8 protein-coding genes (1 of these 8 running past the window's edge) are annotated in these 24,383 nt (G+C 62.5%); 5 read left to right on the top strand and 3 right to left on the bottom strand.

From position 1 onward, the window contains the following. Positions 1–30: 30 nt before the first annotated feature. The 5 genes from pvdM to BLU01_RS22850 all read left to right on the top strand — a co-directional run bounded on the left by pvdM (position 31) and on the right by BLU01_RS22850 (position 9,857). The gene (gene pvdM, locus BLU01_RS22870; protein WP_092279747.1) at positions 31–1,401 is read left to right on the top strand and encodes a pyoverdine-tailoring dipeptidase-like protein PvdM; all 1,371 of its coding nucleotides are present in this window, start codon (positions 31–33) and stop codon (positions 1,399–1,401) included. Continuing rightward, a complete protein-coding gene (gene pvdN, locus BLU01_RS22865) occupies positions 1,398–2,705 on the top strand; it encodes a pyoverdine-tailoring periplasmic protein PvdN (protein WP_092279745.1) in 1,308 nt (435 codons plus the stop codon). Before pvdM ends, pvdN begins: the two co-directional genes overlap by 4 nt. A gap of 279 nt (positions 2,706–2,984) precedes the next feature. Continuing rightward, on the top strand, positions 2,985–3,869 hold the full coding sequence (pvdO, locus tag BLU01_RS22860) for a dihydropyoverdine dehydrogenase (protein ID WP_092279743.1): 885 nt from the start codon (positions 2,985–2,987) through the stop codon (positions 3,867–3,869). Positions 3,870–4,000: 131 nt separating this feature from the next. Further along, positions 4,001–5,659, top strand: a complete 1,659-nt coding sequence (locus tag BLU01_RS22855; protein ID WP_092279741.1) for a cyclic peptide export ABC transporter — start codon at positions 4,001–4,003, stop codon at positions 5,657–5,659. 34 nt (positions 5,660–5,693) lie between these two features. After that, on the top strand, positions 5,694–9,857 hold the full coding sequence (locus BLU01_RS22850) for an amino acid adenylation domain-containing protein (protein ID WP_092279739.1): 4,164 nt from the start codon (positions 5,694–5,696) through the stop codon (positions 9,855–9,857). Between the two features lie 614 nt (positions 9,858–10,471). Here BLU01_RS22850 and BLU01_RS22845 read toward each other — a convergent pair. The 3 genes from BLU01_RS22845 to BLU01_RS22835 form a co-directional block, all read right to left on the bottom strand. After that, positions 10,472–12,943 (bottom strand): TonB-dependent siderophore receptor, encoded by a 2,472-nt coding sequence (locus BLU01_RS22845; RefSeq protein ID WP_092279737.1) that lies wholly within the window; start codon positions 12,941–12,943, stop codon positions 10,472–10,474. Positions 12,944–13,279: 336 nt separating this feature from the next. Then, positions 13,280–16,528, bottom strand: a complete 3,249-nt coding sequence (locus tag BLU01_RS22840; protein ID WP_092279735.1) for a non-ribosomal peptide synthetase — start codon at positions 16,526–16,528, stop codon at positions 13,280–13,282. After that, a protein-coding gene (locus BLU01_RS22835; RefSeq protein WP_092279733.1) for a non-ribosomal peptide synthetase crosses the window boundary here: on the bottom strand, positions 16,525–24,383 show its 3' portion. Its footprint extends 5,719 nt past the window's final position; only the last 7,859 of its 13,578 coding nucleotides appear in the window; the start codon falls outside the window, past its right edge; the stop codon is at positions 16,525–16,527. The genes BLU01_RS22840 and BLU01_RS22835 overlap by 4 nt, the downstream gene beginning before the upstream one ends.

Here is a 24,383-nt window from a genome sequence, read left to right as displayed (position 1 = left end):
ACCGGGGCGGCGAACCTGACTGAGACGGCAATGACAAAACCACGTTCGAAAAAGGCTCTTTACATCGGCCTGCCGCTGGCCCTGGCGATCAGCGCCGGTGCCGGTTTTGCGGTTTGGAATCACTGGTTCAAGGACAACCCCGGCTACCCGGTCAAGGTAATGAAACAGGCCGACGAGCTGCACGAACGCATGTTGTCCTTCGACAGCCACATCAGCCTGATGCAAAACTTCGGCACCCAAGGCAACGAGGCCGACAAGGATGGCGAAGGCCAGTTCGACCTGGTCAAAGCCAATCGCGGGCACCTATCCGGCGCTGCCCTGACGATTTTCGGCTGGCCGGAAATGTGGAACGGCCCGAACGCGCCGCACAAGCCTACCGCCGGATTTGTCGAGGAGGCCCGCAACCAGCAGGAGATCCGCTACAAAATCATCACCGGCATGGTTCGCGATTTCCCCAATCAGGTCGCCATCGCCTACACCCCCGACGATTTCCGTCGCTTGCACGGTGAAGGCAAGTTCGCGATTTTCATCAGCATGCTCAACGCCTACCCGCTGGGCCACGACCTGAACCTGCTGGACCTGTGGACGGCGCGCGGCATGCGCATGTTCGGCTTCAGCTACATCGGCAACAACGACTGGGCCGACTCGTCGCGTCCGCTGCCGTTTCTGAACGATTCGCCAGACGCGCTCGACGGCCTCTCGGATCTGGGCAAACAGGCGGTCAAGCGCCTGAATGACCTCGGGGTGATCATCGATGTTTCGCAAATGTCGACCAAGGCCCTGGAGCAAGTCGCGCAACTGAGCCGCACGCCGCTGGTGGCCTCGCACTCGGCACCGCGGGCGATGGTGGATATACCGCGCAACCTCAGCGACAAAGAATTGCAACTGATCAAGCACAGCGGCGGCGTGGTGCAGATTGTCGGTTTTTCGCAATACCTGAAACCGCTGACCCAACCCACCCAGGACAAACTCAACGACCTGCGCAAACGCTTCGACCTGCCGCCGCTGCCGAACCTGGCGATGGCGCTGATGCCGGGTGACCCGATCATCTCGGCGTGGTCCGAGCAAAAGTTCGGCCAGTACGCCAGTGGCCTCTATGCGATTCTGGAGGAAGAACCCAAGGCCAGCCTGAAGGACTTCGGCGACGCGATCGAATACACCGTGCGCAAGATCGGCATCGACCACGTCGGCATCAGCTCTGACTTCAACGAGGGCGGCGGCATCAAGGGCTGGGAAAACGTCAGCGAAATTCGCAACGTGACCGCCGAACTGCTGTCGCGCGGCTATTCCGAAGCGGACATCGCCAAGCTCTGGGGCGGCAACTTCCTGCGTGTCTGGGACCAGGTACAAAAAGCCGCCAGACCGGCGCAAATCTCGCAGCAGGACCAGAGCAAGCCATGAGTGATCGTCGAACCTTTTTGAAACAGGCCGGCATCCTCGCCGCTGGCCTGCCGTTGACTGCCGGCCTGCACCGCAGCGCCAATGCAACCCTCGCCAATAACCCGCACAACGCCCTGCCGGCGCCGCTGCCCCGGAACAAATGGGCGCAGTTGCGCCAGTTGTTCGACCAGGATCCGGACTACCTGCACTTCTCCAATTTCCTCATCACCTCGCACCCCAAACCGGTGCGCGAGGCCATCGAAATGCACCGCGCAGCCCTCGATAAAAACCCCGGACTGGCGATGGATTGGGACTTGGGGGTGATCGAGCAACGCGAAGAAGACGTGCGCGTGTGGGCCGGTCGCTACTTGCAGGCCGACGCCAAACAGATCGCGCTGACCGGCAGCACCACCGAGGGCCTGGCGATGATTTATGGCGGCGTGCACGTGCGCCCGGATCAGGAAATCCTCACCAGCGTCCACGAACACTACGCCACGCACACCATCCTTGCCCTGCGCACCCAGCGTGACGGGACCAAGGTGCGCAAGATCAAACTGTTCGAAAACCCGCAGACCGTCAGCAAGGAAGAAATCCTCGCGGCTATCGACCGCAGCATCAAACCCGAAACGCGGGTGCTGGGCATGACGTGGGTGCAATCGGGCAGCGGCGTGAAAATCCCGATCGCCGAGATCGGCGCACTGGTGGACAAGCACAACCGTGGCCGCAGCGATCAGGACCGGATCATTTATCTGGTGGACGGCGTGCATGGTTTTGGCGTCGAGGACCTGAGTTTCCCGGCCATGAACTGCGACTTCTTTATCGCTGGCACCCACAAATGGATGTTCGGCCCGCGCGGCACCGGCATCGTTTGCAGCCGCAGCGCCGAGGTCAAATACGTCACGCCGATCATTCCGACCTTCTCCGAAGCCACGGCGTTTTCCACCACCATGACGCCCGGCGGTTATCACTCGTTCGAGCACCGCTGGGCGCTGAATGAGGCGTTCAAATTGCATCTGCAATTGGGCAAGGCTGACGTGCAGGCGCGTATCCACGCGCTCAACGACTACATGAAAAAACGCCTGCTGGCGCATCCGCAGATCGAGCTGGTCACGCCGCTGAGCCGCGAGCTGTCGTCAGGTTTCAGTTTCTTCCGGGTCAAGGGCAAGGACGCCGACAAGATCGCCGCTTACCTGATGCAGAACCGCGTGGTCGCCGATGCGGTGGACCGCGATGTCGGGCCGGTGATCCGCACCGCTCCGGGGCTGCTGAATACCGAAGCCGAAATCGACCGTTTCATGGTCTTGCTCGGCACCCAGCTCGGCTAAACATGCGCCAGGAGCGAGCGTGTGTGGCGAGAGGCTTGTGTGGCGAGGGGGCTTGCCCCCGTTGGAGCGCGAAGCGCTCCCCGAAGCGCTCCCAGAACCCACGACTGCGGTGCATCAGGCATACCGCATGCGATGGTTTTGCGACTGCTGCGCAGCCGAACGGGGGCAAGCCCCCTCGCCACACAAGTCCCCTGCCACAGGGGTGTAAGACGCACCGGCGGTGCCCGCCCCACCCGACTCCTTTTACCTTTGCCTTTTATCTTTGTATCGAGAGAGATGATGAACAGTGAGCTGCGTAGTTTTTCCCTGAAGACGCTCCCCGCACTGGCCTTAGCCGCCGTCGCCAGCCTGCTGCCGGGCGTCGCCCAGGCCGCTGAACCGGCGCAACCGGGCAAGGTGTTCAAGGATTGCAAGGACTGCCCGGAAATGGTCGTCCTGCCCACGGGCACCTTCACCATGGGCACGCCGGACAACGAAGTCGGACGCGAGCCGGATGAAGGTCCGTTGCACCCAGTGACCTTCGCCAAACCGCTGGCCATCAGCCGCTTCCAAGTGTTGGCCGGCGAGTGGGACGCCTATCTGCGCGACACCGGTTACGTGATGCCCGATGGCGATACGCGCCCCGGCCGCGAGTGCAAGGCTGGCGTGCCGCGCTACGAGCGCACGGCCAAACATCCAGCGGTGTGCATGGACTTCCCCGAGGCCAACGCCTACGTGGAATGGCTGTCGAAAAAATCCGGCAAAACCTACCGACTGGTCAGCGAATCCCTGCGTGAGTACGCCGCGCGCGCCGGCAGCAGCGGGCCGTTCCCCTTCCCGTTCGATGAAGGCAAGGAATACAGCATCGCCAAACACGCCAACACCTACGGCGCCGCCGACGGCTACAACTTCACCGCGCCGGCCGGCAGCTTCCCGGCCAACGCGTTCGGCGTGTACGACATGCACGGCAACATCTATGAATGGACCGCCGATTGCTACAACGAAAACTACCTTGGCGCACCGAGCGACGGCAGTGCCTGGCTGACCGGCGATTGCAAAGTGCGGCGCATCCGCGGCAATGACTGGGGCGAAGCGCCGGTGTTCTCGCGTTCGGGCAACCGCAACGCGACCTACACCGACACCCGCGGCGACTGGATCGGCTTTCGCGTCGCTCGGGATCTGTGAGGCCCCCACCTCCTGTCGCATGACCTGCAACAAACCCGTGCGCGGCTAAATCGCCGCCCACGGGTTTCGTCTTTCAAGCAGCCAAACTCTTGAACCATTGCCCATTGCGGCCCTTGAAGCGGAAAACTTCCATGACCTCAAAATCGCGCGGCGCCTTCAGTGAAGTCCTCGGCCTGCTCAAGCCTTTCCGGTTCATCGTTGTCGTGTCGATCCTGCTCGGCATGCTCGGTGGCCTGAGCATCACCGCGTTGCTGGCGACCATCAATGACGCGCTGAACGCCGCCACCAGCCCGTCACCGCGCGCATTGGCGGTGTTTGTCGGGCTGTGCGTGGTCGCGTTGACCACGCAGATTCTGTCGGACATCGGCACCAACCATGTCGGCCAGCACATCATTGCCGGCCTGCGAAAATCGCTGGGTGAAAAAGTCCTGCTGGCGCCAATCGAACAGATCGAACGCTTTCGCAGTTATCGACTGATTCCGGTGCTGACCCACGACGTCGACACCGTCAGCGATTTCGCTTTCTCGTTCGCGCCGCTGGCGATTGCGTTCACCGTGACCCTCGGCTGCCTGAGCTACCTGGCGTATTTGTCGCTGCCGATGTTTGCCTTGCTGCTGGTCGCGCTGACCATCGGCACTGCTCTGCAATACGTGGCGCGGGCCAAGGGCATCAAGGGTTTCCAGGCCGCTCGCGAAGCCGAGGACGAACTGCAAAAACACTACAGCGCGATTGCCGCCGGGGCCAAGGAACTGCGCATCCATCGTCCACGCCGCCAGCGCATGTTCAGCCAGCGCATCGAAGGCACCGCCGACTTCATCTGCAATACGCACATCCGCGCGGTCAACACTTTTGTGGTCGCGAAGACCCTCGGCTCGATGCTGTTTTTCGTGGTAATCGGTCTGGCGCTGGCCCTGCAATCGTTCTGGTTGGGCACTGACAAAGCGGTGCTCAGCGGTTTTGTGCTGGTGCTGTTGTACATGAAAGGCCCGATGGAATATTTGGTGACCACCCTGCCCGTGGTCAGCCGCGCCAACATCGCGTTCAAGCGCATTGCCGACCTCGCCGAGCAGTTTTCGTCGCCGGAACCGCACTTGTTGCTCAGCGACAAAGACGCGGCCAAACCGCTGGTCGAGCACCTGGAAATGCGCGACGTGCATCTTGCCTTTCCGGCGGTGGACGGCAGCACGCCGTTCGCCCTCGGCCCGGTCAACCTGTCGATTGCCCAAGGCGAGATTGTGTTCATCGTCGGCGAAAACGGCGGCGGCAAAACCACGCTGATCAAACTGCTGCTGGGTCTGTATGCGCCACAGGGCGGTGAAATCATCCTCAACGGCGAGCCGGTACTGGCGAAAAACCGCGACGATTATCGCCAGTTGTTCACCACGATATTTGCCGATTACTACCTGTTCGATGAACTGGTGCAGGGCGATCAGAACGTTCCCGCAGACGCCAGCCGATACCTCGAACGCCTGGAAATCTCGCACAAGGTGAGCATCCGCGACGGCGCTTTCACCACCACCGACCTGTCGACCGGCCAGCGCAAACGCCTGGCGCTGTTGAACGCGTGGCTCGAAGAACGCCCGGTGCTGGTGTTCGACGAGTGGGCGGCCGACCAGGATCCGGTGTTCCGGCGCATTTTCTACACCGAGCTGCTGCCGGAGCTGAAATACCTGGGCAAGACCATCATCGTCATTTCCCACGATGACCGTTACTTCGATGTCGCCGACCAGTTGGTGCGCATGGAGGGCGGACGGGTCGTCAGCGAAAAAGCCCCGTTGGCCACCGCCTGAGCCGCCCCACTTTCTGCGCCTTTTGTGAGCTCCCATGAACGAACTTCTTGATGATGATCTGCTGGCGCTGCTGCTGGCAGAGGCCGATGACGCCGTCCACGCCCCGGCGACCACAACCCGACTGGAGCAAGCGCCGCTGTCGTTTGCCCAGCAGCGCTTGTGGCTGGAGCAGCAACGCGCGCCGCACAGTTCGGCGTACAACTTGCCGCGCGCCTTGCGCCTGAGCGGTGAGCTGCATGCCGATGCGCTAGAGGCGGCGCTGAATCGCGTGATTGACCGCCACGACATCCTGCGCAGCGCCTTCACCGAACTCGATGGCGTGCCGACACAGATCGTCGAGCGTGAAGCGCGGCTGACCCTGCACCGCGAAGACCTGTCGACCCTCGACGAGCAGGCCCGCGCCGCAGCACTGGCGCAGCGCATCCAGGATCAAGCGACGCGGGCTTTCGATCTGCGCCAGGCGCCGTTGATTCGGGCGACGTTGCTGACCACCGCGCCGGGGCAATACCTGTTGCTGCTGAACATGCACCACATCGTCTCGGACGCCTGGTCCAACGCGATCCTGATGGAGGATTTGTCGCGCGCCTACGCTCAGGCGCGGGCGGGTGATGATTCGCCGTTGCCGCCGCTGCACTTGCAGTACGCCGATCACGCGCACTGGCAGCGCGGCGAATACCTCGACAGTAGCGCTTGCGCGCGCAGCGGCGATTACTGGCGCGAGTACCTGGGCGGTGAATTGCCGGTGCTTGAATTGCCGCAGGACGCGACTCGCGCCGACGGTCAGCAGCACTTGGCCGGACGCTTGCAGTGGACGCTTGAACCGGCTCTCGCCGAGGCCTTCAACGCGTTCTGCCAGCGTCAGGGATTGACGCCATTTGTGCTGGCGCTGGGTGCCTGGCAATTGCTGCTGGCGCGCTACAGCAACCAGAACGACTTCACCGTCGGCGTGCCCAACGCCAACCGCAATCGCGGCGAAACCCAGGAGCTGGTGGGGTTTTTCGTCAGCAGCCAGGTGTACCGCGTGCGCCTCGATCCGTGCCAGCGCACGGTGGATTTCCTGCAGGCACTGCGCGGCCAGTCGCTGGCGGCGATGGACCATGCCGATTACCCGCTGGAACTGCTGATCGACCAGTTACAAAGGCCGACCAACCACAGCGCAAATCCACTGTTCCAGGTGTTGTTCAATTGGCGCACAGGCGGTGCGGACGCGCCGCCGATGGTTTGGGATGGGCTGACGCTGGACTTCCTTGATGCCGGGGAAAATCAGGCGAAATTCGACCTGTCACTGGATGTCGAATACTCCGCGCAAGGCCTGACGGCCAGTCTGGAATTCAGTCGCGACCTCTACCAGGTCACCACCATCGAGCGCATCGCCGGGCATTGGCAGAACCTGCTGCAAGCGATGATTCAGACACCTGAACGCAGCGTCGGCGAGTTGCCGTTGCTCAGCCCGCACGAACACCGCCAGACCCTCACCGAATGGAATCCACAGCCAACCCGGCTGCCGCGCCAACGCTGTCTGCATCAGGCGATCGAGGCACAGGCCAGCCGTGCCGGTGAAGCCATCGCGTTGACGTTTGGCGAACAGCACATGAGTTACGCCGAGCTCAATCGCCAGGCCAATCGCCTGGCTCATCAATTGATCGGCGCAGGGGTCGGGCCGGAAGTGCTGGTGGGCATCGCGGCGGAACGCACGCCACAGATGATCATCGGCCTGCTGGCGATCCTCAAGGCCGGCGGCGCTTACGTGCCACTCGACCCGGCGTATCCGGCCGAGCGACTGGCCTACATGATTGAGGACAGCGGTATCACGGTGGTCCTGACCCAGGCGCACCTGCGCGAACAACTGGCGCTGCCGCCCGAGGTGCGCTGCCTGATCCTCGAGCCGACGGCCACTGGCGCCGAGCACAATCCCGACGTTGCGGTGCACCCGGACAACCTCGCGTATGTGATTTACACCTCCGGCTCCACCGGCAAACCGAAGGGCGCGCTGCTGCCGCACCACAACGTGATGCGTCTGTTCGACGCCACGGCTGACTGGTTTGCTTTCAATCACCGCGACGTCTGGTGCCTGTTTCATTCCTACGCGTTCGATTTCTCGGTGTGGGAAATCTTCGGCGCACTGCTGCACGGTGGCCGACTGGTGATCGTGCCGCACGCGATCAGCCGTTCGCCGCAAGACATGTACGCGCTGCTCTGCGCAGAAAAAGTCAGCGTGCTGAACCAGACGCCTTCGGCGTTCAAGCAATTGATGCAAATTGCCTGCGCGCCGGGCCAGAGCCTGAAGCAACAGTTGCGTTACGTGATTTTTGGTGGCGAGGCGATCGACGTGCAAAGCCTGCGCCCGTGGTTCGAGCGCTTCGGCGATCACGCACCGCAGTTGGTCAATATGTACGGCATCACCGAAACCACCGTGCACGTGACGTACCGGCCGCTGTCGCTGGCCGACCTCGACTGTGCGGCGGCCAGCCCGTTGGGCGTGCCGATTGTCGACCTGTCGTGGTACGTGCTCGACCCGCAGCTAAACCCGGTGGCCAAAGGTTGTATCGGCGAGCTGTATGTCGGCGGCGCCGGCCTGGCGCGCGGCTACCTCAACCGCCGGAGCCTGAGCGCCAGCCGTTTCATTCCTGATCCATTCGACGCGTTGCCCGGCGGGCTGTTGTATCGCACCGGCGACCTCGCCCGCTATGGCGCCGACGGCAGCATCGAATACGCCGGGCGCATCGATCATCAGGTAAAAATTCGCGGGTTCCGCATCGAGCTGGGGGAAATTCAGGCGCGCCTCCAAGGCTTGCCGGCGGTGCGCGATTGCGTGGTGCTGACACACGAAGGGCCGAGCGGGCAGCAACTGGTCGGCTACGTGATCGCCAGCGAACCACCGACCGCCGAACTGCGCGAGCAATTGCTCGCCGCGCTGCGATCACAGTTGCCGGACTACATGGTGCCGGCGCATCTGTCGTTCATCGAAGATTTCCCGCTGAATGCCAACGGCAAACTCGACCGTAGTAAATTGCCGGCGCCCGACGCCAGTCTGTGGCAGCAAGCTTACGTGGCGCCGCAAACACCGCTGGAGCAAGCGCTGGCGGAACTCTGGCAACAAGCGCTGGGGGTTGACCGGGTGGGCATCAGCGACAATTTCTTCGAACTCGGCGGGCACTCGATTCTGGCGATCCAGTTCATTTCCACACTCAAAGCGCAATTGAACATCGACCTGCGCCTGCAAGAACTGCTGGCGCACCCGAGCATTGCGCAGTTGGCGGCGTTTCTTTCGCGCAAGCATCGCGATCAGAGCCAATGCGTGGTCGAACTGAACAGCGCGCCGAGCGGATCGCCCACATTGTTCTGTTTGCACCCGAGCGGTGGCATCGTGTTTTGCTACCAGCCGTTGGCGAAAAAACTCAAGGCGCATGCGGCGGTGAGCGGCGTGATACATCGCGGGTTCAGCGAGCAACATAACGACACGCACACCTGGGACGAGATGATTGCCGATTACAGCAGCGAAATCATCAAGGCCCAACCGCAAGGCCCTTATCACCTGCTGGGCTGGTCATTGGGCGGCGCCATCGCGCTGGACATCGCCGCCACGCTCGAAGGCCTAGGCCATCAGGTGGCTTTTTTAGGCTTGGTCGACAGCACCGTTCCAGAGCACCTGTACCCCGCCGACCTGCCGCGCCAGCGCCAACTCGACGAGGCGAGCCACAGCGAAGCCTCGGAAGAAATCCGCGATGCCATTCACTACTTCGACCTGCTGTTCCCGACGCTGACCGAGCACACGGCGGCGTGGCTGCGAGATTCGCCGCAAGGTTCGGTGAAAGGGTTTTATGACTGGGCAACCGGGCTGGTCGAACCCGGCCAGGGCGACTTGCTGGCGACCGTGCAAAACATCAAAAACGAAGTCATGAATGCCCAGGCGTTCGCGGTACACGATCGCCTGGTCGAAGCGTTCGCAGCGTTCACCTTCAAACCGGTAACCGTCCAGCCCAGCTGCTGGTGGGCCACGCCGGAAAAAACCGCGCAAGAACTGGCCTTCAACGAAACCCTGATCAAACGCTACAGCCGCACCGGCGCACTCAACTGCTCAATGCACTCACCGCTGCTGCACCGCAGCATGATCTTCGACGACACACTGATCGAATCAGTGATTGAAACATTCCTCGCGAGCGTGAGCACCCAGCGCTACCCCCCTCCTCCTCAGTAGAAATGCAGCGACGCGATGAAGTGATCCAGACACATCGCGTCGCTGCCTATCGCGAGCAAGCTCGCTCCCACATTTTGATGTTTTTGAATCAGCAAGAAAGTGGTTGGCTGTTAGGGAGCTATCGCGAGCAGGCTCACTCCTACAGGGATTGCGCATATCCGGGAGAACCAGGTCGGCTATCAGGCCGCCTCGCGGCGCTTTTGCGGTGCCCGCCCCCTCGTGAGGCCGAGCGCAGGTTCTGCGTAGTGGGCAACCCGGCAAGGATGCCGGGTTAGCCGCCCCCGGCCAGGGATGGCCGATGGCGGCGGGCCCACGGAGCAGGACCGGAGCGAGGGCATGCCGAGCCTAGGCGAGGCACCGAACGAAAGGGGCAAGAGCGCTTTGGTTACTTTCGCGCTTCTCGAAAGTGACTCGCTGTAAAAGCGAAACCCAATGCCGCCGTGACCGCAGAAATGGATATGTACACCCGACAAGAACAAGTTGGCTGATAGAAAGCTATCGCGAGCAGGCTCACTCCTACAGGGATTGCGCAGACTCGGGGGATACGGGTCGGGCCAATAAAAAGCCCGACTCACACATCGCGAGTCGGGCCCAGTCAAACAGTGAAAACGCAATCAGAACTCAGGCGTGTACTTCACACTGAACATCACATTACGCGGATCACCATAATTATTGTTGCCATTAATCTGATTGTAAGCCGGCGTGAAATACCCCTTGTCAAACAAGTTGTTCGCATTCATCGCCAACTCGATCTCCGGCGTCAACTGATAACCGACCCGCGCATTCCACACCGCATAACCCGGCACATTCACCGCATGATCGAAACCCACCGTGTGAGTCTGAGCGGTGAAGCCCAAACCCGTGCTGACCTGCTTCCAATCGCCAGTGAACTGATAATTGCCCCACACCCGCAACATATGTTTCGGCGTCCACCAGCTAAAGATCTTGCCCTCGTTCTCCGGGTCTTCCAGATACTTCGTAGTGTTATAGGTATAACCGGCAAACAGTTGCAGATTGTCGATCACCTCACCGCTGATCTCGGCATCCAGACCCTGACTGCGGACCTTGCCCGAAGCATTCGAGCAATACCAACCGTCACAACTCTGCTCGCCGGCCGTGTCGATAACGGCACGGTTTTCCTGGTCATAACGGAACAGCGCCAAGGACGTATTGATGCGGCCATCCATCAACTCGCCTTTGATGCCCACTTCATAGTTGCTGCCGATAATCGGCTTGACCACCGAGCCGCCCGTAGTGCGTTCGGTCTGCGGCACAAACACGTCGGTGTAGCTGGCGTAGACCGACCACTCGCGGCTCAGGTCATAAATGATCCCGGCGTAAGGCGTGACTTCACCGGATTCGGTGGAGGTGCTTTCAGGTTCTTCGGTGATGGCGGTGGTGGTCTGGGTCCAGGATTTGTAGCTGTAGTCGTACCAGCTGACCCGCGAACCGAGAACCAGCGTCAGGTCGTCGACCGGTTTGACTCGCCAGCTGCCATACAGGCCTTTCTGGCGAATGTCGTATTCGCTCGGGAAGCCACGGCCACCCGGGCTGTTGATCAAACCTTCGTAGCTGATGTCGGGACGATCGTGATTGATGTCGAAGATATTGTCGGAGCTGTTGTTGAAGGTCCGCGCGTACTTGTCATCGGTCGTCACCTTCGAATAGTTGCCGCCGAACATCACTTCCTGCTGCATCGACCAGGCGTCGAACTTGCCGGTGACGTTCATGTCCAGAGCGACTTTGGTGGAGTCCAGGTCTGTCAGGAAGTCCGCGTATTGCACCCCGGTGCCATCGGCGTTGATGCCGTTTTGCACGCGCTGGTTTTTCGCCTTGTTGGTTTCCGTCATGCGCACGGCGCCGACCTTGAAAGCCCAGTCGTCGTTGAAGCGGTGTTCCAGATCGGTGTAAAGCGTGGTGACATCGATGTCCGAATGGTTCCACTTCGCGCCGGTGTACGTCTTGCGTGGCAGGTCGATCGGTTTGCCGTCGGCATAACGCGGGAAGCCGCGGACATTGGAGCGCGATTCGCCGTCGGACTGGCTGACCGCGAAGCCGACTGTGGTGGCGTCGCTCAGGTCAAAGTCCAGCGCGCCGTACAGCGAGGTGGTTTCGTACCATTCGGAATCAACGAACGAGTGGCTGTTGTCCTGGTCGGCGACGAAGCGGCCGCGGATCGTGCCTTCCTGGTTCAGCGGTCCGCCGGCGTCCAGTTGCAGACCGTAGTGATCCCACGAACCGGCCTTGCCAGTCAGGGTCACTTTGGGTGCTGCCTGACCGCGTTTGCGCACCAGGTTGACCGCGCCGCCGGGGCTGCCGGTGCCTTGCAGCAGACCCGAGGCGCCACGCAGCACTTCCATGCGGTCGAAGAAAATCAGGTCCTGGGTGGCCCAGTTGCCCAGCGCGTAGGTGTTACGCGGGATCGGCACACCGTCGTACTGCCAGTCATCGATCTGGAAACCGCGCGACGACAGGACCAAGCCTCTGCCCACGCCCTGCGCGCCGACCAGACCGGTGGTTTTGTTGGCCGCGTCCTTGAGATCGACGATGCCCTGATCATCCAGTTGCTTGCGGGTGATCACCGTTACCGATTGCGGAATTTCCCGCAGGGTGTGGGTGCCCTTGCCGATGGTCACGGCGTTCGAGGTGTACGAGTTCGAACCTTCAGTGGTGGCGCTGGCCTGTTGCGCGCTGATGGTCGTGGCGCCCAGTTCCAGGCCCTGAGTCGAGGTGCCGCGCACCAGCATCAGCGTGTTGCCTTCAAAGCTGTAGTTGACGCCCGTGCCGCTGAGCAACTGGCTGATCGCCGCTTCGCTGCTCAACTTGCCGCTGACCTGTGTACTGCGCAGGCCGGCCATATCGTCGGCGTTGTAGATCACCTGTTGATTGGTCTGCGCGCCAAATGCCTGCAGCGCCTGCGGCAACGACTGGGCAGGAATATTGAGACTTAATTCTTCGGCACAGACCTGTGCGCTGAGTGGCAGCAGGCACGTCAGGCCGAGGCTGGCCATGGAACGACGCGAGCGCAGGGATCGGGCAATGACCAACGCCTTGAACAGAGGTTTGAACTCGTGAATTGCTGACATCGTGCTCTCTATTATTGAAGTGGTTAAGACATGGGCGCCCGAGCACCCTGTCGCTGCCAGACCTGAAAACCGCTTGCCTCGGCGGCCCATGCAGGCGTGCGTGGCAAGTCGTGACCGGCCCCTCCCCGGGCTCGATCGCTGGTCCGGACAGCGGAAAATGTTTTTTTGCAGTCGGTGCAACTGAACCTTGTGGCTACCCTGCCCGGTTCGATTTGTCTGCTTACGTTAGTAAGACGCAGCACCGGGGGAAAACCGGAATGAGTTTATTTATCATTCACAATAATTTTCACAAAAAAAGGCCGGCGCACTAAACGCCGGCCTGTTTTTTCCGTCGCCTCAACCGTTTAAAGCAGCCTTGGCGTTGTGCAATTGCCGGGCTTTTTCGGTGAGCAGGGCTTTTTCTTCAGGGCTCATGCTGTCCAGACGCACCCGCGCCTGGGCGATTTTCTCCAGTTGGCCGGGGCTGCTTTCCTGCGCGCGCAACGCCGCTGCCAGGCCCGCCACGGTCGGATGATCGAAGACCACGCCCGGCTGGATTTCGCACTGCAACAACTTGCGAATGCCCGCCACCAGTTTGATCACCAGCAACGAATGGCCACCGGCGGCGAAAAAGTCGCGGTCGATGCCCAGCCGCTCGACCCCGAGCAATTGCGCCATGCGCGTGGCCAGCAGTTGCTCCAGTGCATCGCGCGGCGCCAGGCCTTCGTCATTCGCCGGAATGGCGGCCAATTGCTGCAACGCGCGGCGGTCGATCTTGCCGTTGGCCAAGCGCGGGAAACTGTCGATGAACTGCAAATGCTGCGGCAGCATCACGCTCGGCAAGCGCAGCGCCAGTTCATCGCGGATAGCCTCAAGCGCCCCGGCCGCCGGTGTTTGCGCAGCGACGATAAACGCGAGCAGCCCCGCTTGCGCGCTCTCACCCGGCAGCACCAGCGCCTGCGCAACGTGCGGCAGGCGCAGCAACTCGGCTTCGATCTCGGCCAGTCCAATGCGGAAACCGCGCACCTTGATCTGCTGGTCGCGGCGACCGTGCAGTTGAATCGCCAGGTCCGGGCGATAACGCGCCAGGTCACCGGTGCGGTACAGCCGCTCCTGAGGATTGAACGGGCTCTGGATAAACACCTGCGCATCGGCCTCGGCATTCACGTAGCCACGGCACAACTGTGCGCCGCCCAGGTACAACTCGCCGAGCACACCGACCGGCGCCAGTTGCAGGTTGTCGTCGAGCACGAACACTTTATTGTTGCCCAGCACCTGCGAAAGAATCCCGCAGTCCGCTGCATCGGCGTCCAAACGCAGCGGATGCACCAGCACGCCGACCGTGGCTTCGGTCGGGCCGTAGTGGTTGAACACCCGGCAATCGCTGCGCAACCGGGCGAGCTGTTGCACCAGCGCCGGAGCAATCGGCTCGCCGCCGAGAATCAGCGTGTGCGGCAGTTGCGCGCGTTCGCTGGCGAGCAGCGCGGCAAGGTGCGACGGCACGATTTTCAGGCAATCAATCGCCTGTTGCTGGACGAATTCGGCAAACAAACCGCCATCCTGCATCTGCTCGTCGCTGGCCACGTGCAGCGTCGCGCCGTTGAACAGGGCGCCGAACAGCGCGGTGTTGCCGAGGTCTGCGGCCACGGTGGAGGTGAATCCGAACTGCTTGCACAGCGGCAAACCCAACGCCTGACTGGCGTGAGCGGTGTAGTTGAGCAACTGCTGATGCTCAATCACCACGCCTTTCGGCACACCGGTGGAGCCGGAGGTGAACACCACGTAGGCGGCATCGCTGGCCTGCGTGTCGAACGCGCTGACCGAGACTGCCGAGCCCGGCGCCGATGTCGATTGCAGCACGCGTTGCACGGTGGCCACGGGCAGCGGCTGATCGTGCCACTGGCCGATCTGCCCGTCCGCGACCAACAGCAGCGCCGCGCCGGCCTGTTCCAGCATCAGGGCTTGGCGCGCCAGCGGCCACTGCGCATCCAGCGGCAGGTACGCGGCACCGATGCGCCAAGCGGCGAGCATCGCCACCACCAGATCTGTCGACCGCGGCAAGGCCAGCGCAATCACCGCGCCCGGCGTCAGGCCCTGATCCTTCAGGGCCTGGGCCAGCGCTTCGACGTTGGTCTGCAACTGCGCATAACTGAGGCGTTGTTCGGCGGCCGTCACGGCGATCGCGTCCGGCGTCGTCTGCGCCCAATCGGCAATGCGCTGCGGCAGGTAGCGGCCATCGATCAAGGCTTGCGCGGGCGGGTTGAGCCCCAGCAGACGTTGCTGCTCGGCGGCGCCCGACACCTGCACCTTCGCGATTTCGCCGTGAACATTGGCGACGATGCTTTCGAGCACGCTGTGCAATTGTGCGATCAACCCGTCAATCGCCTGCGCCGAATAGCGCGACGCTGCGTAGTGAATGCGCAACGCCTGCGGGCCGCCCGCCGAATTGGCTTGCAGCTCCAGCAGCAATTCGAACAGCGCCTCGCCCGACTCGGCACGCGACTGCGCCGACCACTGCAGCCCTGCAGCGGTTTGCGCCTGCGCAGCCCGGCTCAGGGTAAATCCATAAGCCGGGCGCGCCGCGCTCGGCGCCAGTTCCGCCGACCAGTATTCCTGCCAGGTGCGGTGTTCTTCCAGCCGCGCGGCCAACTCGGCCAGCCACGTGCTGAACGGCGCGCGCGCGTTCAAGGACAAATGCAGCGGCAGGGTTTTCTCGAACACGCCCACGGCAGCGCTGAAGTAGTCGTAATCGTCGCGACTGTCATGCCGCGCGCCGACCAGTATCTGCTCGTGCCCACTGAGTCGGCCCAACAGCAACCACCAGGCACCTTGGACCAGCACCTCCAGCGATTGCCCCAACGAACCAGCCAACTGCTGTAAACCCTCGCGCAACGCCGGCAGAAGATTGATCGACTGCAACGCGGTGCTCGATGGCAACGCCGCGCCTGAGTTGCGATAAGCCAGCCACGGTGTGCTCAGCTCGACGTCCGCCCCTTGCAGATGCTCCTGCCAGTAAACGCGAGCGCCGGCGGCGTCTTCGTCGAGCACGACTTCGCTGCGCCATTCCAGATACTGGCTGAATTCCCCGGTTTCTTCGTCGTCCTGCGCCGTCTCCTGCGCATATGTCAGCAGCAATTGCTGATAAAGCAGGCGCACGCCACTGTCATCGAAGCTGTGGCGGGCCAGGCCGACAACCAATTGCCAGCGCTCATCGGCCAAGCGATACAGCACAGCCTGCGCGCCCTCGGATTCCCCGACGACATGACAACGTTCTGCCCATTCAGCCAACTGCGCCTGGATCTCTGCAGGCGTCACGACCCGCATCTGCACCGTCAGCGGAAACCGCTGGGCAGCCCCGGCGAACTGCCGAAGACCGTGCAAACCCGGCGCTTTCGCCAGCCGCGCGAGCAACATCGGCTGCTGCGCCAGCACGCTATCGAGGGCGGATTGCAGGCGCTGCGGATCGAGCGCTCCAACAATGTCGACCTGCAGAAACCGCAGCGCATCGGCGCAGACCGGCGCCGTCGGCAGCCGTTCGATCAATAGCTGCTGCTCGGCGGTCAAGGCGTAACCCAGATCCTGCTGGTCCATCGATACCTCGTTCATGCTCCGGTTTCCTCGGTGTTCATTGCGCGTTCAAGGGCGCTGCGGTCGAACATATCGCCCATCGCCACGACGATCTTGCGCGGCCCTTCGAACGGATCACGGGCGTGCGCCACCAGCATGTTGTCGAGCAGGATGGCGTCACCCTTTTGCCAGTCGAAACGCACCGCGCACTCTTCGTACAGATCGCCGATGCGTTGCATTACTTCATCTTCAATCGGCGTGCCGTCGCCATAGAACACATGGCGCGGCATGCGCTCGAGGCCGAACATCGACAGCAGGTCTTCGCGCACATCCGGCTCCAGCCAATAGATGTGATGCAGTTGCACCTGATTGAAGAACGACTTGGCGCCGGTCACCGGGTGACGAATGATCGCCGGGCCCGGCGTGCGGGTTTGCAGTTCGTTGTTGTCGAGCCAGCGCCATTCGATGCCACCGGCGCGGCACCGCGCTTCGACTTCGGCGCGGTCCTCGGTCTTGAAGAAGTGCTGCCAGGACACGTCAAGGTTGTCAGTGAAGGTGCGCACGTAGAGCAGGCCTTTTTCCTCGAACTTGTCGCGCAGGTCCGCCGGCAGTTTTTCGTACATCAAGCGGCAATCCACCACCGGCGTCGCCCCGCCGACCGGCGCGGCCTGCTCGCAATAAAACATTTGCTTGCGCGGCCAGCGGTCCTGATGCGAGCTCTCGTTGTGGAACAGGATCATCTTGCGCTCCGGGTACGGCGTGGAGCGGTAGGTGTTCTTGCCGCCCTCCTTCTTCGGCAGATCGCCGTACTGGCCGTACAACCCCGGCTGGATCGCTTCGGCAAACGCCTCGAAACCCTGAATGCCATCGAGTTCGAAACCGCGGAACAGGATCCCGGCATGGGTTGCCAGTTTGGCTTCGATCAGCGCCCGGTTGTGGTTGATCCACTCGATCAAGTCCAGCTGCGGCTCGTTCGGTTCCAGCAGCAACGGGAACGGTTGCGGCGCGGCCATCAGCGATTCGCGCACCGGCGCTGGCCGGGCCTTGGCTGCCGGGGCGGCACCGCGTTTCAAGAACTTGCCGAGCTTGTCGGCCTTCGGTGCTGGGGCTTGCGGTGCTGGAGCCTGAGGTGCGGGCGCGGCTGGCTTGGCGGCCACCGCTGAATTGTCGACTGGCATGCTGATAGCTCCCAATTGAATGTCCTGATCAGCGACGATCTGTTCCAACAGGGCTATCCAGGCCTGCACCAGATGCTGAATGCGCTCGTGTCCGAACAAGGTTGTGGCGAATTGCCAATTACCCAGCAATTGCCCTTCTTCATCGTCAACGAACAAGGCCATGTCGAATTTAGAATGGGTCTCCAGCGCCGGCAGCGATTCGACGCTCAAACCGCCCATGGCGTGGGTGCTTCCCGGCAGGTTGTTCATCACGAACAACACCTGCACCAGCGGGTTCATGCCTTTGTGGCGCGGCACGCCCGAAGCCTCGACGATCATGTCGAATGGCAGGTCCTGATGCTCAAGCGCGCTGAGCAGGGTTTCCTGGGTCTGGCCGAGGAATCTGGCGAACGGCATTTCAGCATCGAACCGCGAACGCAGCGGCAGGACGTTGACGAAGAAGCCGATCAGGCGTTCCAGTTCCGCTTGCTCACGCCCGGCGACGTCAGCGCCGACCAGCACATCCGCGCCGCCACTGACCTGGTGCAACAACACCTGGAACGACGCCAGCAGCGTGCTGTACAAGGTCACGCCGCGCTGCATCGACAACTGGCGCAGCGCCGTGCTCAGGCCCGGGCTCAGGCGGAATTGCACGGCATCGCCCTCATAAGAAGGCGTCGGCCCGCGCGGGTTGTCCGTTGGCAGCGATAACTGACCGTTGTAACCGGCGAGCCGGGTCTTCCAGTAATCCGCCTGACGCGCCAGCACACCTTCCTGTTCGAGGGCCTGCTGCCACAACGCAAAGTCGGAATACTGCACGTCGAGCGGCGGCAACGGCGTCGAATCAGCGACTTTGCTGCGGTCGTAAATCTGCACCAGTTCGTTGACCAGCAGGCCCATCGACCAGCCGTCGGAAATGATGTGGTGCATCGCATAAAGCATCACGTGCTCGGTCGGCCCCAGGTGCAGGATCCGCCCACGCAACAGCGGCGCATGTTCCATATCAATCGGCGTGCGGGCGTTTTCCAGCGCCGCTTGCGCGACCAGTTCTTCCTGCGCGCTGCGTGAAAGAGCGGACAAGTCGATCACCGGGAAATCCAGTTCGACGTGTTCGGCAATCAGCGCAATCGGATCACCTTCATCGTCCTGGGTGTACGCGGTGCGGAGCACTTCGTGACGACGCACGACTTCAGCGAAGCTGCTGATCAGTCGCTCGACCGACAGCTCGCCGCGCAGGCGCAACGCCATCGGCATGCCATACGCCGACGTGCCACCGGACAGTTGCTCGGCGATCCACAAGCGGCGCTGCACCAGCGACAGCGGTGCGCTGGTTTTACTGCCATGCGCCTTGAGCAGCGGCGCTTTGAGCAGCGCTGCATCGCTGACGGGCAAGCCTTGCTCGAACAACCGTTGTTCATGCATGTAGGCCGCGAGATCTTGCAGGCGCGGGTGGCTGAACAGGTCACGCAGGTTCAACGGGCAATCGCTGAGTTTGCGCAGACGCGAAACTGCCTGGGTCGCCAGCAACGAATGTCCGCCGAGCTCAAAGAAATGGTCGTTGCGCCCGACCTGCTGCAGTTCCAGGACCTCTTGCCAGACCGTGGCGATCTGCTGTTCCAGCACGCCGACCGGAGCGATAAAGTCGCCGGACGCCGCCGTCGCATCGACACGCGGCAACGCTTTGCGGTCGATCTTGCCGTTGGGGCTCAGCGGCAGGGTTTCGAGCAGCAGCACATGCGCCGGCACCATGTAATCCGGCAGGCTGGCGCGCAAACGGGCCTTGAGATCTTCACGCAGCAGCGCCTGCGACGTCGCATCGCCGCGGGCCAGTGCCGGGTCATCGAACGCCACGTAGGCGACCAGTTGCTGACCGATGGCCGCCGGTTGCGCCACCACCAGCGCCTGACGCACCGACGGCGCCTGTAGCAGATGAGTTTCGATTTCACCGAGTTCGATGCGGAAACCGCGAATCTTCACTTGGTGGTCAAGCCGTCCGGCGTAGTCGATCAAGCCGTCGGGGCGATACCGCGCCAGGTCACCGGTGCGATACAGACGACCACCGCCGAGCGGGTCGAACGGATCGGGAATGAAGCGCTCGGCGGTGAGGTCTGCACGATTGAAATAGCCGCGCGCCAGCAAATCACCGCCAATCACCAGTTCGCCGACCACACCGACCGGCGCCGGTTGGCCATGCATGTCCAGCACGTGCAAACCGCGCCCCTGCAACGCATGGCCGATCGGCATGGTCGCCGGCAGCGGCCGTTGGCCGAGTGCGTAGTCAGTGCAATCGAGCTCCGTGGCGCTCACCGCCGCTTCGGTCGGGCCGTAGGTATTGAGCAGGCGCACGTGCCCGAGGCCAGCCTTGGCCCAGGTCGCGACGCCTTCCGGCGGCATCGCTTCACCGCCGACACTGACCAGCCGCAACCGGCCGTAGTCGCGTGGCGCGCTGGCGGCGAAGTCCTTGACCAGCATGTTCCAGTAAGCCGTGGTCAGGTCGCTGAGGGTGATCTGTTTGTCCAGCACTTCACGATGCCAGGTTTCGCTGTCCCAGATCTCCGGACCGCGCAGCACCACCGAGGCGCCGCAGATCAGCGGCGGGTAAAGCTGTTCGACGAAGGCATCGAAGTTGAACGTGGCAAACTGCAAACCGCGATCCGCAGCGCTCAAACCATGGAAACCCACGGTCACTTGGGTATGCCGGGACAGCGCCGAGTGATTGATCGCCACGCCTTTCGGGCGGCCGGTTGAGCCGGAAGTGAACATCACGTAGGCCAGGTTCTGCGCACGGCAACGCACCGGCAGATTGTCGTCCTGCTGCGGCAACGTCAGATGATCGAGGCTGAGCAGCGTGACGTTTGGCGTGGTCGGCAGCGCGGCTTGCAAATGGCTTTGGGTCAGCAACACACGCAGCCCGCTGTCCTCGATCATTGCCCCGAGGCGCTCGGCCGGGTATTCCGGGTCCAGCGGCACGTACGCGCCACCCGCCTTGAGCACCGCCAACAGGCTGACGATCATTTGCGGCGAACGCTCGACGGCGATCCCGACCAGCACATCCGGGCCGACGCCGTGCTGCACCAGCAACCGCGCCAATTGGTTGGCCCGACCGTTGAGTTCGGCGTAGCTCAAACGCTGCTCGTTGTAGATCAGCGCCAGCGCATCCGGGGTCTTTTGCACCTGTTGTTCGAACAACTGCTGCACACAATGCTCGTCATCCGGTTGCGCCAGCACGTCGCGCAGCGCCACCGGCACCAGGGTCAATTCACCGAGGCAACGCTCGGCGCCGGCCTCGACCATTTGCAGCAACAATTGGTCAAGGCACGCCGCCAATTGCGCGATCACCGCGCCATCGAACTGCTGACGGTTGTAACTGAACTGCAGCGACAGTTGCTCGCCGAGCATCACCGACAGCGTCAGTGGGTAGTTGGTCTGTTCGACATTCGTCACTTCGCCGAAGCGCAGGTCATGCGCTGCGCCCTGCTGCAAGGCTTCGGCAATCGGGTAGTTTTCGAACACCAGAATATTGTCGAACAGCGCTTCCCCGCCCTGCCCGGCCCAGCGCTGAATGTCGAACAGCGGCGTATGTTCCTGCTCGCGCAGCAACAGGTTCTGCGCCTGCACTTGCTGCAACCACTGGTGCAACGGCTGCTCGGCACGCGGGCTGGCGATCACCGGCAAGGTGTTGATGAACAGACCGATCTGCTGCTCGACGCCATTCAGTTGCGCCGGACGCCCGGACACCGTGGCACCGAAACTCACCGTGTCCTGCCCGGTGCAGCGCTGCAACAACAGCAGCCAGGCGGCTTGCACCAAGGTGTTGGCGGTGACTTTTTGCGCTCTGGAAAACTGATTGAGACGGGCGGTGCGCGCGGCGTCGAGGTTGAGGAAATGCTCGCCTTGGCCGAGCTGATCCTTGGCGCTGCACAGCAGGGACTTGGCGAGGAACGTCGGCTCGTCGAAGTGGGCCAGTTGGCCCTTCCAGAACGCTTCGCTGAGCTGCGCATCCTGGCGCGACAGCCACTCGATGTAGTCGCGATAACGTCCGCCGCCAAGTGTCGGGGCGCTGCCGTTGTAGCGTTGCAGCACATCGCCGAGCAACTGCGAATTGCTCCAGCCGTCCATCAGGATGTGATGGCTGGTGTAGATCAGGTGATAGCGCTCGGCGCTGACCTGCACCAGCACCAGACGCAGCAACGGCGCGGCCTGCAGATCAAAACCCTGGTCGCGCTGGGCGTTCGCCAACGCGCTCAGCGCTTGTGGCAGATCGCTGCGCGAGCGCCAGTCGAGCACGCTGAACGGCACGCGCAAGGTTTTGTGGATCACTTGCAGCGGACGCTGCAATTCACCGTCCCAGCGGAAACTGCTGCGCAGCACATCATGGGCATCCATTGCCGCTTGCCAGGCTTGCTGGAAGCGCTCGACCTGCAGCCCATCGACGTCCACGCACAGTTGATTGATGTAGTCGCCACCCTGTTGTTCGTAGAGGGTGTGGAACAACATGCCCTGCTGCATCGGTGACAGCGGATAAAGGTCTTCGACCTGGCTCGGATTCAACGCCAGACCGTCGAGTTGCACTTGGCTCAGGTCGGCCAACGGGAAGTCGGACGGGGTCAGGCCCTGATGCGCGGATTGGCAGCAGTGCTCGATCAAACGCTCGAGTTCGCGGGCGTAGGCCTGGGCCAAGCGCTCGATGGTCGCCTCGTCGAACATCTGCTCGCTGAACGTCCAGCCGATGTTCAATTCACCGGCAAACACCCGGCCGTTCAGGGTCAACCAGTTATCCAGCGGGGCCAGCGGGCTCTGCTGAGTGCCGCAGGCTTCGCTGGCCGGGGTGAACAACGCGGCGGACTCTTCGCCGAACGCGGCGTCAAACTGGCCGAGGTAGTTGAAGGTGATGCGCGGCACCGGCAGCTCTTTCAGAGCCTGGCGGCTGGCGTCGTTGCCGAGGTAGCGCAACGCGCCGAAACCGAGGCCTTTGTCGGGGATCGCGCGCAGTTGTTCCTTGATCGCTTTGATCGATGCACCTGGCTCGGTTGCAGCCGTCAGGCGCACCGGGAACAGGCTGGTGAACCAGCCGACACTGCGGCTCAGATCAATCTCGTCGAACAACGCCTCGCGGCCATGGCCCTCGAGTTGAATCAGCGTCGAGCTATCGCCGGTCCAGTCGCCGATCACCCGCGCCAGCGCGGTCAGCAGCAGGTCATTGATCTGCGTGCGGTAGGCCGCCGGCGCTTCTTGCAGCAGCTTGCGCGTCTGATCCTTGTCGAGTCGGGTTTGCACCTGTTGCGCATGTCGATTGTGCAGTTCGCCGTGCGGGCGGTCGCACGGCAGATCTTGTCGCGCACCCTGCAATTGCGTGGTCCAGAAGGCCAACTGAGCCTGCATCGGCGCGCTGTCGGCATGCGCCTGCAAGCGCCGCGCCCACGCCTGGGTGGCGCTGGTCTTGGCCGGTAATTTCAGCGCTTGGCCGGCGTGCAATTGCTCGTAAGCCAGTTGCAGGTCTTCGAGCAGAATGCGCCACGAAACGCCGTCCACCACCAAGTGATGGATCACCAGCAACAAGCGCTGGCGGCCATCGGCGAGGTTCGCCAGCACCGCGCGCAACAGCGGGCCTTGGGACAGGTCGAGGCTGCGCTGCGCTTGCTCGGCGAGCCCTTGCAGTGCGGCGTCATCCGCCACGTCGGCCTGCCACAACAACGACGGCTGACGCTGTTGTTCGGCCAGCGAACGATGGTTGGCGACCCAGGCAGCGCCCTGCCGCGTGAACGTCAGGCGCAACGCGTCATGATGCGTGACCAGCGCCAGCAAGGCCTGCTGCAGATGCCCGGCGTGCAATGGCGCGGCGGCTTTGAGCAACACCGACTGGTTCCAGTGATGCGCCTCGGCGAGGTCGCGTTCGAAGAACAATTGCTGGAATGGCAACAGCGGCGTGTCGCCGGTCACCGGGCCTTGATCGATGCTCAACGCATCTTCGCCGAGCGTGGCCACCGCAGCGAGGCTTTGCACGGTCTGGTGCAGGAACAGGTCTTTGGGGCTGAAATGAATCCCGGCCTGACGCGCGCGGCTGACCACTTGAATCGAGATGATCGAATCACCGCCCAACTCGAAGAAGTTGTCGCTGATCCCCACCGGCGTGCGCCCGAGCACGCTTTGCCAGATCTCCACCAAGGTGTGCTCGGTGGCGTTGCTCGGGGCGCGGTAAGCGTGGCTGCTGACGCTGGTGTCTGCCTTCGGCAAGGCCTTGCGCTCGAGTTTGCCGTTGGGGCTGACCGGCATTTTTTCCAGCCACAACCAGTGCTGCGGCACCATGTATTCCGGCAGGCTCTGGCTCAAGTGCGCTTTCAATTGCTGCTGCACGGCGTGACGAGTTGCGTCGTCGGCGCTCAGCAGGGCCGCGCGTTGCGGCACCACGTAAGCCACCAGCAGCGTGCCGTCCTGGGCGATGACCACGGTTTCGCGGACTTCGTCGTGCTCGGCCAGCCGCGCTTCAATCTCGCCCAGTTCAATGCGTAAACCACGGATTTTCACCTGATGGTCGATGCGCCCGGCGTATTCGATGACGCCGTCGGCGCGATAGCGGGCCAGGTCGCCGGTGCGGTACAGGCGCTGGCCGCTGCCGAACGGACTGGTGACAAAACGCTCGGCGGTCAACGACGCGCGACGATGGTAGCCACGGGCCAGGCCTTCGCCGCCGAGGTACAGCTCACCGGTCACCCCTACCGGCAGCGGCGCCAGCTCGG

It is taken from the genome of Pseudomonas prosekii (assembly GCF_900105155.1).
In the GTDB taxonomy this organism is placed as follows: domain Bacteria; phylum Pseudomonadota; class Gammaproteobacteria; order Pseudomonadales; family Pseudomonadaceae; genus Aquipseudomonas; species Aquipseudomonas prosekii.
This window is presented reverse-complemented; position numbering and strand designations above follow the sequence as displayed.

Coding starts and splice junctions, on each gene's coding strand:
- pvdM (WP_092279747.1), top strand. CDS start 31: ATGACAAAACCACGTTCGAAAAAGGCTCTTTACATCGGCCTGCCGCTG.
- BLU01_RS22840 (WP_092279735.1), bottom strand. CDS start 16,528: ATGAACGAGGTATCGATGGACCAGCAGGATCTGGGTTACGCCTTGACC.
- BLU01_RS22850 (WP_092279739.1), top strand. CDS start 5,694: ATGAACGAACTTCTTGATGATGATCTGCTGGCGCTGCTGCTGGCAGAG.
- pvdO (WP_092279743.1), top strand. CDS start 2,985: ATGAACAGTGAGCTGCGTAGTTTTTCCCTGAAGACGCTCCCCGCACTG.
- pvdN (WP_092279745.1), top strand. CDS start 1,398: ATGAGTGATCGTCGAACCTTTTTGAAACAGGCCGGCATCCTCGCCGCT.
- BLU01_RS22855 (WP_092279741.1), top strand. CDS start 4,001: ATGACCTCAAAATCGCGCGGCGCCTTCAGTGAAGTCCTCGGCCTGCTC.
- BLU01_RS22845 (WP_092279737.1), bottom strand. CDS start 12,943: ATGTCAGCAATTCACGAGTTCAAACCTCTGTTCAAGGCGTTGGTCATT.